General features: G+C 42.2%; 12 protein-coding genes. 4 read left to right on the top strand and 8 right to left on the bottom strand.

The window, feature by feature from the left end:
• Positions 1-89 precede the first annotated feature (89 nt).
• Genes H5164_RS16025 through xthA form a run of 3 tightly spaced genes read left to right on the top strand, consistent with a single transcriptional unit; the run spans position 90 to position 1787 of the window.
• Positions 90-641, top strand: coding sequence for a septation protein A (locus H5164_RS16025; protein ID WP_182757078.1), 552 nt, complete (start codon positions 90-92; stop codon positions 639-641).
• Between the two features lie 40 nt (positions 642-681).
• Positions 682-981 carry a YciI family protein gene (locus tag H5164_RS16020; RefSeq protein WP_182698485.1) on the top strand — a complete coding sequence of 100 codons (300 nt, stop codon included), beginning with the start codon at positions 682-684 and terminating at the stop codon, positions 979-981.
• Positions 981-1787: an exodeoxyribonuclease III gene (gene xthA / locus H5164_RS16015; RefSeq protein ID WP_182698486.1), complete on the top strand. Its 807-nt coding sequence runs from the start codon at positions 981-983 to the stop codon at positions 1785-1787. Before H5164_RS16020 ends, xthA begins: the two co-directional genes overlap by 1 nt.
• Before the next feature lie 344 nt (positions 1788-2131).
• Here xthA and H5164_RS16010 read toward each other — a convergent pair whose 3' ends face one another.
• From H5164_RS16010 to H5164_RS15985, 6 genes are all read right to left on the bottom strand, one after another.
• The gene (locus H5164_RS16010) at positions 2132-3577 is read right to left on the bottom strand and encodes a methyl-accepting chemotaxis protein (RefSeq protein WP_182757077.1); all 1446 of its coding nucleotides are present in this window, start codon (positions 3575-3577) and stop codon (positions 2132-2134) included.
• 232 nt (positions 3578-3809) lie between these two features.
• Positions 3810-6053: a molybdopterin cofactor-binding domain-containing protein gene (locus tag H5164_RS16005; RefSeq protein WP_182741535.1), complete on the bottom strand. Its 2244-nt coding sequence runs from the start codon at positions 6051-6053 to the stop codon at positions 3810-3812.
• A gap of 2 nt (positions 6054-6055) precedes the next feature.
• On the bottom strand, positions 6056-6508 hold the full coding sequence (locus H5164_RS16000; RefSeq protein WP_182698489.1) for a (2Fe-2S)-binding protein: 453 nt from the start codon (positions 6506-6508) through the stop codon (positions 6056-6058).
• A gap of 2 nt (positions 6509-6510) precedes the next feature.
• Entirely contained in the window at positions 6511-7119 is a 609-nt protein-coding gene (locus H5164_RS15995; protein ID WP_182757076.1) for a nucleotidyltransferase family protein, read from the bottom strand.
• Between the two features lie 15 nt (positions 7120-7134).
• Positions 7135-8157, bottom strand: a complete 1023-nt coding sequence (locus H5164_RS15990; protein ID WP_182757075.1) for an XdhC family protein — start codon at positions 8155-8157, stop codon at positions 7135-7137.
• Positions 8158-8280: 123 nt separating this feature from the next.
• Positions 8281-8925 carry an MBL fold metallo-hydrolase gene (locus H5164_RS15985; RefSeq protein ID WP_182757074.1) on the bottom strand — a complete coding sequence of 215 codons (645 nt, stop codon included), beginning with the start codon at positions 8923-8925 and terminating at the stop codon, positions 8281-8283.
• Positions 8926-9119: 194 nt separating this feature from the next.
• On the opposite strand from H5164_RS15985, the gene H5164_RS15980 reads away from it, so the two are divergent.
• Positions 9120-10409, top strand: a complete 1290-nt coding sequence (locus H5164_RS15980; RefSeq protein ID WP_182757073.1) for an alpha/beta fold hydrolase — start codon at positions 9120-9122, stop codon at positions 10407-10409.
• A 368-nt stretch (positions 10410-10777) separates the two neighbouring features.
• Here H5164_RS15980 and H5164_RS15975 read toward each other — a convergent pair whose 3' ends face one another.
• Together H5164_RS15975 and H5164_RS15970 are read right to left on the bottom strand one after the other, a co-directional pair.
• Positions 10778-11434 (bottom strand): nitroreductase family protein, encoded by a 657-nt coding sequence (locus H5164_RS15975; RefSeq protein ID WP_182757072.1) that lies wholly within the window; start codon positions 11432-11434, stop codon positions 10778-10780.
• 433 nt (positions 11435-11867) lie between these two features.
• On the bottom strand, positions 11868-13337 hold the full coding sequence (locus H5164_RS15970; protein ID WP_182757071.1) for an ATP-binding cassette domain-containing protein: 1470 nt from the start codon (positions 13335-13337) through the stop codon (positions 11868-11870).
• Between the last annotated feature and the right edge of the window lie 347 nt (positions 13338-13684).

Genomic DNA, 13684 nt, shown 5'->3' with positions numbered 1-13684 from the left:
TCATGCTACAATTGGCCACAATTACGATTGGAAATATGATGTAATCATGTCTGAACTAGACATTATCGTTTCCCTAGCCTGAGATTTATATGAAGCAACTGTTAGATTTTTTACCATTAGTCATTTTTTTTGCGGTTTACAAGTTCTATGATATTTACGCCGCAACAGGAGTATTGATTGCGGCAACAGCGCTTCAACTTGTGATCACTTATCTGCTTTATAAACACATTGAAAAAATGCATTTAGCCACCTTTGCCTTGGTCACTGTGTTCGGCTCACTCACACTGTTTTTCCATGACGATGCCTTTATCAAATGGAAAGTCAGTATCGTTTATGCCTTATTCGCCATAGGACTAATTGCCTCACAAATGATGGGCAAACCTGCGCTTAAAAGCATGCTTGGTAAAGAAATGAAAGTTGACGATAGAATATGGGCTCAAGTCACTTGGTATTGGGTTGGATTTTTTGTCTTATGTGCCTTTGCTAATATTTACATTGCGTTTAATTTACCTCTGGAAACCTGGGTAAACTTCAAAGTGTTTGGCCTAACCGCCCTCACCTTAATCAACACCGTTATTACGGTCGTTTATTTGTATAAAAATATGCAAGATGACGATTCGCAAACAACTGATGGTCAATAAGCATTCATGTAAAATAAAATCAAATAAAGGAAGCAACGATATGTGGTATATGATTTCATCTCAAGATGTGGAAAACAGTTTAGAGAAACGCTTATCTGTTCGCGCTGAACATTTAGCCCGTTTACAAGATTTAGCTGATGAAGGCCGTTTATTAACTGCCGGACCACATCCTGCTATTGATAACGAAAACCCTGGTGAAGCAGGTTTTACCGGCTCATTAGTTATTGCCGATTTTGCCTCATTAGAAGATGCACAAGCATGGGCTGATGTGGATCCTTACATTGGTGCTGGTGTGTATAAAAGCGTTATTGTTAAGCCATTTAAACGAGTGCTCCCATAATGAAGATTGTTTCTTTTAACATTAATGGCATACGTGCTCGACTGCATCAATTACAAGCACTTATAGACAGCCACGCGCCTGACATTATTGGCTTACAAGAAACCAAAGTGCACGACGAAGCCTTTCCGGTTGCAGATGTTGAGGCAATGGGCTACAAAGTTCATTACCATGGCGGCAAAGCACATTATGGCGTAGCCATGCTGTCCAAAGCTGAACCCATTAGCATTATTAAAGGTTTTGAATCTGATAATGAAGATGCTCAGCGTCGACTTATTATTGGCCAATTTACACAAGATAATGGCCGAGTATTAACGGTATTCAATGGATATTTTCCACAAGGTGAAAGCATTCACCACGAAACAAAATACCCGGCTAAACGTAAGTTCTATCAAGACTTAATGCTATATTTAGAGAAACATCACCAACCAAGCGATGACATAGCAATCATTGGTGATATCAATATATCGCCCACCGATTTAGATATCGGCATCGGTGAAGTGAACGCTAAGCGTTGGTTAAAAAGCGGAAAATGTAGCTTCCAGCCAGAAGAACGTGAATGGTTAGCACGTTTACAACAATGGGGCTTTATTGATAGTTTCCGCCAATTGCACCCAGATCGCACTGAACGTTACTCGTGGTTTGATTATCGCAGTAAAGGCTTTGATGATAACCGTGGTCTGCGCATCGACGTGATATTAGTGACCGACTCATTAGTGTCACGCGTAGTCGAATCTGATGTCGACTACGAGTTACGCGCGATTGAGAAACCGTCCGATCATGCCCCCATTTGGACTACGTTTAGTTAATCGTTAGGGTGCTGACATAACCTAGCCCCCGACATCGCTTAGCAACAAAAAAGCTATAAGCAATCTTGCTTATAGCTTTTTTAGTTTTACAGCATTCCTTCACCACCGGCTAAGCTTGATAGCTTGATAGTTTGTCAACACGCTCACATGAGCAGAGCAAACGACTCACGTTAGTATATTACAGGCCAAATAATCGCCCTTAAAAGGTTGCTGCTATAAAAATCAAATAATGGCTAAGCCATGCATATTAGTAACCCAAGTGATTATCATCACTACTATGCCATCTTTATCGAGCACCTTAACTAACTGTCACTGACCGTTGTTATGGGCTGCTTGACACAAAATTAAATTTTATATTGACTTAAAATCGCCGCTAAACCTTGAGATGATTGATGTAAATCTTTCGCTAATATTCCGGCATGTTTTGCAGTACTGCGAATCGTCTCCGATTGCTGACGGATTTGATTAAGTTGCGAGGCAATATCACCAGCAGAGACACTTTGTTGTTCCGCTGAGGCGGCTATCTGGCTACTCATATCAAACACGGCATTAATCGACTCAGCCATGTCGGTAATATCGTCACCGACCGCTTTAATACTTGCACTGCCCTGATCGGCTTCGGTAACAATCACATTGGTAATGCTGGTCAGTTTTTTAGAACCTTGTTGTAAGCCTTCGATCATATTTTGAATTTCAACGGTCGCTTGTTGAGTCCGCCCTGCAAGAGTACGTACTTCATCAGCCACCACAGCAAAACCCCGGCCTTGCTCACCGGCACGCGCCGCTTCAATGGCTGCATTTAACGCTAATAAATTAGTTTGTTCAGAAATACTTTCAATGGTAGTAACAGCAACATTAATTTGGGTGGCATCATGAGATAACTGCTCTACAGATGAAAATGCTTCAGCAATACGCTCAGACAAATAGCCAATCCGCTTAACTGCATCATTAATCTTGCCCTGACTCTGACCCATTTGGGTAGCATTTTGCTTAGTATTCAAAGATGCATCACTCGCATGATGTGATACATCTGCAATGGCTCCGGTCATTTGATCCATGGCATGCGCTACAGAATCTAAATAATGATGTTGCTGATCAATTAAGTCATCATTAGTGTTAGCTTGATGGTTAAACTCATTGGCGGCAGTCGCTAGGGTTTCTGCATTACTCCGAATAGCGGTCACCATTTCACTCATATTATTAGCACAGCGATCAATTTCATTGGCGATTAAACTGAAATCGTCAGTACCAAAGAAGTTTAATCTCAAGGTTAAATCACCATCAGCTAACCGTTTGATAGCCATGTACATATCCCATAAACCGCCGCCTAACGAGGTTGAGATCCAGTAACTCAGTTGAAATAATGGTAGCAAGCCAACTAATGCGATGATTAGCATAAAATAGCTTTGGCTTAATGGTTCCTGTTCCCAGGATTGAACATTTTGACTCACGCTTAGAAACTGATCGCCGACACTAGCTGATGCTGTTACTTGATCACCACTGCGCAAAGTATTATCGCGACCAGATAACTGTAATTGATGAGTTTGTGCAAATTGCTCCAGAGCAGTATTTGTTAAGCCTTGATTATTGGCAACCGAGGCATAACTTTCAGCACTTGCTTTAACCCGCTGTAATGATGATTGAGCAATTAAATCATTCGTTTGTTGGTAATTCATCAGAGCAATAACACTGGTGATGAATGCAACCAGCGAACACACCACCCAAAATTTTCCATTCAGGCTAAATTTAATCAAAATTGCATCAATGGTTCTAAACTGAATTTGCTTCATATAAGCTTCCTAAGGCAATGCGTTACTATCTCAAATATGAGAATAAGATTAAATAAACAACAGCACCCACTCAATCTGAATCAATACTAAAATTCATTAACGATTCAATTGAGAGTGATTTTAAATTATCGTTAAAAAAAACAATGCCTAAGTGCGAATACACTTAGGCATTTAGCTTAATTATTATCGGCTTAAGCGCAGTAAACTTAAGTGTTGTAGCTCACGAAAATGGCTAAACCGATAAAAATTTATTAAGCGGTAAATCGCGATATCGTATCCCCGTTGCCGCAAAAATGGCATTGGTTAAACTGGGCGCAACTGGAGGCACACCGGGCTCACCTACACCAGCAGGCTTTGCTATCGACTCAATAATATAAGTGTCAATCTGCGGCGATTGCGGCATACGCAATAACGGATAGTCATGAAAGTTAGATTGTTCGACTTTACCGTCTTTAAAGGTAATTTCGCCCATGGTCGCTAAACTTAAACCAAAAATGATCGCACCTTCTAATTGTGATTTCACTCGATCAGGATTAATCACTCTCCCAGCATCCATCACCGCAATAGATTTCAATACTTTAAGCTGTTTATCTACCACTTCAACTAGCGTAGCAACGGCAACATAGCTAACAAAGCTGCGATGCACCGCCATACCCCAACCTTGGTTTTTAGCCGCTTTAGGGGCATCTGCCATTACGGCTTCTAACTTATCGAGCACTTTATGATAACGCCCTACATCCACCGGGTGATCGGCTAAGTCTTCACCGTAATTGCCATAGGTAAAGTTTTGGTTTTCAAACGGTTCGATGCGCGCTTTACCTAATAAATCACGCCACATTTGCACACAGGGCTTATTAGCATTTACGGCTATCTCGTCAACAAAACTGCCAATACCAAAAGCATGCTGAATATTACACACAGAACGCATCCAACCAATACGCGTATGCGCGGGCGCTTTGACAGCTTCAAGTTGAATGTGCTTAAGCGCTAACGGTACGTCACTAAAACCTAAATCGAGCTCACCAGCTGAAGGGTATTCAACCCCTTCGGCAAATGTTGAACTGATTGACGGAAAGCCTGTACGGGCTAATAGTGCGGTGGGCATCTTATTATTGTCGAGAGCGACTTGGTACATCTGCGCACTGATAGCATGATAATAACCATTCTGAATTTCGTCTTCACGGCTCCAACATACTTTGACGGGTTTATTGAGCTTTTGCGATAAAATGGCGGCTTCAACACTAAAGTCAGGCTTAGATTTACGCCCAAAACCACCACCCAGTAAAGTCACGTTAACGGTAACTTGCTCTTCTTTTAACCCTAATGCACCAGCCACATTTTGCTGGGTACTTTGTGGGGTTTGGCTCGAAGCCCACAACTCACATCCATTAGCAGTTACATTTGCTGTTGCTACTGGTGGCTCCATCATAGCATGGGTTAAATAGGGCACAGTGTAAACAGCCTTAACTGTTGACGCTTCAGGCCAATCAGTGACTGACTCACCCAACTGGCGCATCACTTTACCTGGTTGGTTTACTCTCTCGACCAACCCCTGCAGGTATGTGTCTGAATTGTGGCTATCATTAATCGATTTAGACCAGGTAATCACCAACGCTTTACGCGCTTCAATCGCACTCCAACTGTTAGTGGCAATCACTGCGACGCCGCCTAAAGCCTGAAATAATGGTGCACCTTTCGGAACGGGTAAGGTAATAATGTCAACCACCCCGGCTATTTTACGGGCTTTGGTGTCATCAAGGCTCAGCACATCACTGCCTAATACTGGCGGACGAGTGATACTGGCATACAACATACCGTCTAATTTAATGTCATAGCCGTAAATCGCTTTGCCCGTGAGCATGGCATCCATATCGACAATAGTATGAGATTGACCAATATGGGTAAATTCACTTTCTGGCTTTAGCACTACAGAATCTAATTCTGGCATCGGTAATCTCGATGCCGCTACAGCCAACTCACCGTAACTAAGGCTTTTGTTACTGCCTTTATGATGGATCTTATGGGCTTTAGCATACACCTCCGCAACCGGAACTTGCCAAATTTGCGCCGCAGCTTGTTCAAGCATGGTTCTTGCGGTCGCGCCCATTTGACGCATACGATGATAATGTTTACGAATACTGCGGCTACCATCAGTATTTTGGCTGCCATAGCGTTTATCCGCTAAGCCTTGCACCACTACAACCTTATCCCAATCAGCTTCTAACTCGTCAGCCAAAATTTGCGGTATGCCTGTTCTAATCCCTTGTCCCATCTCAGAACGATGACAAGTCAAATACACTTTATTGTCTTCACCGATAGCAACAAACAAGTTCATCAGCGCTTGCTTGTCTTCAGCTAAGGCCATTGGGCTCCAACTTAAACTGGTTGCCCCTAGAGCGAGTCCACCACCGACTGCACCAAATAACTTTAATACATTACGGCGACTAATATTCTCAACAGCTGTGAATGTGGTCATGATCACGCCTCCGAAGCCGATTGAATGGCGGCTTTTATCCGTGGATACGTACCACAACGACAAATATTACCCGACATCGCATCAAGGATTTGGGTTTCAGTCGGTTTAGGCGTGCTGGTGAGTAAGGCTGCGGCAGACATTAACTGCCCAGCCTGACAATAACCACATTGCGGCACATTATGCGCTAACCAAGCTTGCTTTAGTTTTTCAGCCTCAAGACCTTCAATAGTGGTAACTTGCTTACCCTGAACTTGCTTTAAGCTGGTTAAACAACCACGCATTGGACTGCCGTCAACATGGATAGTGCATGCACCACAAAGCCCTGCTCCACAACCAAATTTAGTGCCAGTTAGACCTAATATGTCACGCAATGCCCAAAGTACTGGCATATTAGGGTCGGCATCAAGGGTAAAATCCTTTCCATTGACCATCAATTTTTGTGTTGGGGTTGTCATAATCAATCCTTATTATCTAACCAACGTACTAAGTCAGCAGGTGTATCAATATCAAATTGCGCTTGTTCCATCACAATAATGTTCAAGCTATTATTTTTATCATTTTGTTTTAAAATGCTTTTTGCACCATTATCGCCATCAAGAGACATCAATATTTTAATATCTTCAGTTGAAAAGATAGCAGGTACACCTACGCTATGCAGGTAAAAAGCACAGCTAGTTAACTTATTATGGATATACGCTTGGATCAATTGTAAATAATCACGGCTTTGTAATGCGACTTGGTCGGCTAACACCACCAGTAAAGCATCCGCCTGTTGCGTTTGGGCATATTGGCCAGCAAGTTTCACTGAACTGGACAAACCTAAATGCCAATCATGATTGATAATTCGCTGATGATTGGCCGTTATCGCTAACACTTCATCGGTTTGATGGGCACCCAACATCACCACCGCAGGTGCAATACCTGCCGTTTGAGTCACCACATCAAGAGTCTGTAAGCTGTGTGCCAGCAAACTTTGTTCACCTTGCACTTTAGCAACAATTTTAGCGCTGTTAAATCGGCTGCTTGCCCCAGCAGCTAAGATCACTGTAACTATGTTTGCCGTCATTTACGTATCAACTCGCTAAGACAGCATTACAGTATCAAGACTGGTTATCTTGCTTTGATAAAGTACGCCATGGCACTGGGACAATATGCTCAGTCCAACCGAACCAGGCAGCTCGCCCCCTAATGCCAACCCTGCTGGTGCCGAAAAATAACCACTAAAGTCATCGATATTAAGTTCAGCCATGCTCAACACCTTGTCACGGCGGTGAGTCGGACCTAATAATGAAATATACGCTAGGGATAAAGGTTGCAGTACCTGTAATGTTTTAGCATCAATCTGTAAATTATGACTCATCACAAAGGCTGCATCTAAACTGGCCAACAGTGAGCTTGACACATCCTTGGTGGCTTTTTTGATGATCTGGCAGCCAGGAAAATCATAAGTGCGTGCGTACGCAGTACGTTCATCAAATACAGTGACTTTCCAACCTAACGTTTGCGCCATTTGCGAAATTGGTTGGGCATCTAAACCGCCCCCAAAAATACCAATATGCACAGGTGGCCTGATTGGAATATGTAACACTGAGTGATCTTCAAAGGCTTCTTTGTGGGTTTTAGTATTGAGAGTGATAACGGTTGCTTGCTCCGATTTTTGTTCAACAAAGTGACCATTGAGTTGGTCGGCCGGCGTGCCATCAGCAACGATATCAATTTGATATACACCTGAATGACTGCGCATCAAAGCATCATGAACACTCACTAAACCAAGATAATTGTTAGATTTATTCAACGACACCATCATGATATTAACGATGCCACCACAGCCAAGTTGATAACTGGTATCAGACTCGTCAGTTGCATCATAGGTTAACTGAATAACTTGCTGAGTTTGAATCGCACGTTGCGCGTGACGACGGAGATCCGCTTCAAGGCAACCACCACTTAACATTCCTAAGCTTTTGCCCATGGGATGAAATAGCATTATTGCGCCTGGTTTACGGTAAGAAGAGCCTTGTACTTGAGTGAGAACGGCGAGTACCCAGTCTTCTTGATAAGAAGGTAACCAGGTATCGAGTAAATCAACGAGGTGTTGAACCATTTGAACTGTCCATCATATGTAAACGCATACTCTTAAGCTAACAGACTGGGTTTACAATGCAAAGAATCAATAGTTTCAACTTATTAATAAATAACCTCAACGACCTAATTGTGTAGAAAAGTGTTAATCAAATAACTGATCCGCAACAAAAGGGTTATGTTGTCGTTCATCTGCAAACGTCGACATTGGGCCATGACCAGGAATAAAACTCACATTGTGACCTAATGGCCATAACTTGGTAGTGATTGATTGGAGTAAGTCTTGATGATTGGATTGCGGGAAATCGGTACGACCAATTGAGCCACGAAAAAGCACATCGCCCACCCAGGCTAAATTAGCAAAAGCATTATAAAAAATAATGTGTCCTGGTGTGTGTCCAGGGCAATGCAAAACTCGTAAATGTTGCTCACCAACACTTAGCACATCATCTTCATTAAGGTATTGGGTTGGCTCAAAAGCTTCTACACGCGGAAACCCAAAGTTTTGACTTTGTTTTACCAAGTTTTCTAACCAAAATTTATCCGCAATGTGCGGACCAATGATCGGAATAGCTAATTCGCTCGCCAATGCCGCCGCCCCACCAACATGATCAATATGCCCATGGGTTAATAATATTTTTTCAACCGTTAAGCCTAACTTAGCCACCTCAGCTAAAATCCTATCAATGTTACCACCAGGATCAACTACCGCAGCCTTCAAGGTCTTTTCGCACCAAATAACACTACAATTTTGCTGAAAAGGCGTTACGGGGATGATTTGATACTTCATTGACAACCTCGTTGTTTAATAATCAGTGGCTAATTATCGGTTAATTCTACCTAGGCAGATTTGATCTAGATAGCTATTTAAGATGATTTGCATCAAGTTAGTGATTGTTAATCATTAACATGGCTCATAAAATAACGTTACTTACGGCTGAATAAGCTTGATATCACCATTAATCATGACCCAATAGGCATTTTATGCACACAGAACTCACCTTAGCAGACATTGTTGCTCGTAAGCACTTTTTCTCGGTGCCATTAGATTATCAACAAAGTCCCAGTAAACAGATTACGGTTTTCGCTCGGGAAATTGTCAGTGTTGAAAACCAACATAAAAAACTGCCTTATTTAGTATTCTTTCAAGGTGGGCCAGGATTTGGTGCCGTCAGGCCGATCAGCAATAACGGCTGGATAAAACGTGCGTTAACTGAATATAGAGTGTTATTGCTCGACCAGCGGGGCACCGGATTATCAAGCCCAATCAATGCCACCAGCTTAAGTTATATGAACGCCACCGACCAGGCTGATTATTTAAGTTTTTTCCGTGCCGACAACATTATTCGCGATGCAGAATATATTAGAGCCAAACTATCCCCAGACCAACCTTGGAGTATTTTAGGCCAAAGCTTTGGTGGCTTTTGTGTGCTGCATTATTTGTCTGCCGCGCCTGAAGGCCTAAAAGAAGCCTACATTACTGGCGGCATACCTTCACTTAGCCGCCCTGCTGATGAAGTATATCAAGCGACATATCAACGAGTCATCGCCAAAAACAACGACTTTTTCAAACGCTTTAGTGATGCCCGCAGCTTAGTTGATAACTTAGCCAGCCACCTTTATCAAAACAAAGTGTACTTAGCCACAGGCGAATTACTGACAGTTGAAATGTTGCAATTGTTAGGGATTAATTTAGGCATGGAACAAGGGCCAGAAGCGGTCTACTATTTGCTTGAACAAGCCTTAATCGAAACACCCCACGGTATTGATGTTAATCCGTTATTTTTACATCAATTTAGTCATTTCCTCGACTACAGCACTAATCCTATTTTTGCTTTATTGCACGAATCTATTTACTGCCAACATAAGGCTTCAGCGTGGGCGGCCCATCGAGTGAGAGCGCAGTTTGAACAATTCAATTACCGTCCGAATAAGCCATTATTGTTTACAGGTGAAATGATTTACCCATGGATGTTTGCTCAATTTGAAGCATTAATGCCATTACAACCTGCAGCAGACTTAATCGCGGCTAAGAAAGATTGGCCGGCATTATATGACCTTGAAACGTTAGCGAATAATAAGGTTCCGGTAGCAGCCGCTATTTACAGCAACGACATGTTTGTCGAAATGCAATACAGCCTAGAAACCGCTAAGCAAGTCAACAATCTCAAGTATTGGCTGACATCAGAATATGAACACAACGGCATCCGCATGGATGGCGATCGCATTTTTGATAAGCTTATTAGTCTCAACCGCGGTCATTGTTTACGTTAATGCATCAATCAACCAAGTTTGTGTAATGAAAATAAACTGGCATAAGATTAACTAAAACAAAGCGATAAACCTAAAGTCACCGTCCGAAGTGTTCGAAATAGCATGATGAGAACCCTGTGGTAACATCATGCAATTTATCACACATCACGGCGTCAGAGGTTTTTCACATCAGATGTACTCTCTGGGCTATGAGGTGATTGTTATTATGATATGGAAGATCAACACCTTGGCGGAATTGATGGAGTGATCAACAAGGGCAAGCAGTGTTCCCCTTGTTGATCCTCTGTGTGCGAAGCGCTACAACGTTAATATTTTCTAACCAAGGTTTATTCGACATTGAAACGAATAAAATCAATATCAAAGCCTATTTATACGACCTGTAATACTTGCTCTTTAGCCAAACGAGATTTAGGTAACTTAGCGTTATAGTCTTCATCCGAATGATGATAACCAAATGCTAATGCAACTTCACACACATAACCGCCAAGTTCTTCAGCAAAAATTTCACCTAGCAACTCACTGTCTACGCCTTCCATCGGCGTAGAATCAATACCAAGGCGAGCTAAAACATGCATAGTGTTACCTAATGCTAAATAGGTTTGTGACTTAGTCCATGCCGCATTGTTGCCCGCTTCATCAGTGTTTAAGTCAACAAATGCGTATCCACCAAATGCAGCTTCGCGATCTTCAGGCTTAGTACGGCCATCGATAATGCCTTGATCAACCACTTTGGCATAATCTTCACGGGTATACTTAGGGTTATATGCAAACAATATGGTATGTGAAGCCGCTTTAGCATGCGGTTGGTTAAACTGAAACTTATTAGCATAAGAGTCATGTAGGCGTTGTTTGGCTTGATCACTTTCAATCACGATAAATTTCCATGGTTGAGAGTTAATAGATGAAGGTGATAACACCATTGCGTCATAAATGATGGCTAAATCTAGTTGTGACACGCGCTTAGTCGCATCATAACGTTTGGCGGTGTAACGTTTTTCTAAATCAGTAATAATAGCGTTGGTCATGTCAGACTCCATATTAATTTTAAACACTCAGAGAAAGAGTTAGCAGTGAAACGACATGTCGTAATGTTATCGATTAACCTACAATCTGGCTCAATAGACTTGATACGAACAATATAAAACAACAAAACAATATTAAAAAAATTGAGTAAATACACTATAAGACGGTTATGGTGCCAAAACATGGGGTTTTCAAGGTTTATCACTAACTAAAGTTCGATTAGGCTATTCGACCAAGCTGCCCAAAGATACTATTTACTGCGGGTATCAAGTCATTCAGATTTTCAATCCGCTTACTGACTTTAGCTGCCGCATACAGTGCCAGGATGGCAAGGTTATCGAGTGAATTTTGCCATTAAGCAGACGAAGAAAAACAGCCAACAAATGTTAGCTGTTTAGATAAGCGTCATAGCCTTAAACAATAGCCATGCAATGATTAGCTTTCAGTTACCACAGCACGATAGCCGCCTTGATGTTCGTCGGCGACAAACTCAATAAAGTGCTGAATACTATCAAGGCTATCTTCTTGATAATGTGACACATACAACAATTGGCTCAAGTGCTCTTTAGCGATGAGTTCAAGGGCATTTTTAATCAATCTTCGGCCTAGGTAATCTAAGCCTTGGTAAGGCTCGTCAAGGATCAATAACGTTGGCTGCTTCACAATAGCGCGAGCAATGAGCAACAAGCGTTGCTGGCCATATTCTAATTGTCTAAAGGCCGTTTTACTCAACTGACCCATGTGTAAAATGGCTAACCATTCGGATGCGATAGCTAACTGTTGTGCTGTCGGTTGTTGATACAAACCAATCGAGTCATAAAAGCCCGATACAATCACATCTAAGGCACTGCAATTAACTCTATACTGTAAATGTAACGCTGATGACACCATGCCGATATGCTTTTTTATCTCCCAAATACTCTCGCCTGAGCCTCTTTTTTTACCAAAAATATCAATGTCGTTACTGTAACATTGTGGATGATCGCCAAAAATAAGCCCTAGCAAAGTACTTTTACCACAACCATTTGGGCCTTTAACTTGCCAATGTACGCCATAATCGATGCGCCAATTAACCCCAGAGAAAATCACTTTGTCACTGTAAGCCACTCGGCCATTGTGTAACTGAAAGACCGGATTTGCGAATAATGGCTTATGTCTGTGACGACGAATAAGGGCCAACATATCTTCACTTTGTTGGCCTGATTGCGCCGTAAGTTGACTAATCAGCGGATGATTATCCCACTCAGTCTTAGTCATTATGCTGTCTAACGCGCCATGATTAAACATCGCAACATGCTCAATCCAGTCAGGCATATCTTCTTCACGTGACACGACCACCAGCATTTGTACCGTTTGCGACAACAGCTGTAAATATTGACTTAACGCTTGTCGATGGCCCACATCAAGCCCTGCATAAGGTTCGTCGAGGACTAAAAATGGCACTTGGGTTGCCACAGCACGGGCCAGCATGACCCGGCGACTTTCACCGGTAGAAAGCTGAGTAAACTGGCTATCGCTTAACCGAGTGAGATCCAGCTGTTCTAATAAGCGCTTTGTCAGTGCGTGATCATCACATTGGGTAAAGATCACCCCATAAACGCTAGTATTAGGGTCGATGTAGCCTAAAGCCTCGCTGTCATCTTGCTCAAGAATCTGTTCGAGTAACAGCTGCTGTTCATGCAGTGACACCAAAGCGACCTGCGAGTAGTCAACACCCGATAGTATGCCAGAATAGGCCAAAGCGTTATCTTGTGCTTGCTGAGTCAATAACTGGCCCAATATGGCGCCTAAATCACCTTCGGTACTAAACACGCCCCAAGATTGTTGTGATTCAATAAGCCAATCTTCAATGTTCATGGTGACACTAGACGAACGGCATTGCAGCTGAGTAAACCGAATTTCCATTGTGGCGATTATCCCTGTCTATTAATACTGATTCTTCACCAGAGTTTATCTTCTGAGTGTCTCACAGGAGTCTTAAAAAAATCGACAAAAAAAGTAGAACATTTTGGTTCTACTTTGCGATTAAAATCACTTCAGTTGATCACACTGACGATTATTCACGAAAACGGCCATTTCATTAGCGTAGATTCAATTATCGCCCCTCTGCCATTGCTACATAATCAGCTTAATACTAAGTCTGCATAGAGACTTGGCATAATTCACGGCCAAGCCTGATTTCATAAAACATAAAATCAGCCTGGTTAGCATCATCTTGCTGTATCGTGTTCATTGCTCTTCAAACTTGTATT

Origin of the sequence: Shewanella sp. SG41-3 (assembly GCF_014164545.1) — a bacterium.
GTDB classification, from domain to species: Bacteria; Pseudomonadota; Gammaproteobacteria; order Enterobacterales; family Shewanellaceae; genus Shewanella; species Shewanella vesiculosa.
This window is presented reverse-complemented; position numbering and strand designations above follow the sequence as displayed.

Coding starts and splice junctions, on each gene's coding strand:
- H5164_RS15995 (WP_182757076.1), bottom strand. CDS start 7,119: ATGACGGCAAACATAGTTACAGTGATCTTAGCTGCTGGGGCAAGCAGC.
- H5164_RS15980 (WP_182757073.1), top strand. CDS start 9,120: ATGCACACAGAACTCACCTTAGCAGACATTGTTGCTCGTAAGCACTTT.
- xthA (WP_182698486.1), top strand. CDS start 981: ATGAAGATTGTTTCTTTTAACATTAATGGCATACGTGCTCGACTGCAT.
- H5164_RS15990 (WP_182757075.1), bottom strand. CDS start 8,157: ATGGTTCAACACCTCGTTGATTTACTCGATACCTGGTTACCTTCTTAT.
- H5164_RS15975 (WP_182757072.1), bottom strand. CDS start 11,434: ATGACCAACGCTATTATTACTGATTTAGAAAAACGTTACACCGCCAAA.
- H5164_RS15970 (WP_182757071.1), bottom strand. CDS start 13,337: ATGGAAATTCGGTTTACTCAGCTGCAATGCCGTTCGTCTAGTGTCACC.
- H5164_RS16020 (WP_182698485.1), top strand. CDS start 682: ATGTGGTATATGATTTCATCTCAAGATGTGGAAAACAGTTTAGAGAAA.
- H5164_RS16025 (WP_182757078.1), top strand. CDS start 90: ATGAAGCAACTGTTAGATTTTTTACCATTAGTCATTTTTTTTGCGGTT.
- H5164_RS16005 (WP_182741535.1), bottom strand. CDS start 6,053: ATGACCACATTCACAGCTGTTGAGAATATTAGTCGCCGTAATGTATTA.
- H5164_RS16010 (WP_182757077.1), bottom strand. CDS start 3,577: ATGAAGCAAATTCAGTTTAGAACCATTGATGCAATTTTGATTAAATTT.
- H5164_RS15985 (WP_182757074.1), bottom strand. CDS start 8,925: ATGAAGTATCAAATCATCCCCGTAACGCCTTTTCAGCAAAATTGTAGT.
- H5164_RS16000 (WP_182698489.1), bottom strand. CDS start 6,508: ATGACAACCCCAACACAAAAATTGATGGTCAATGGAAAGGATTTTACC.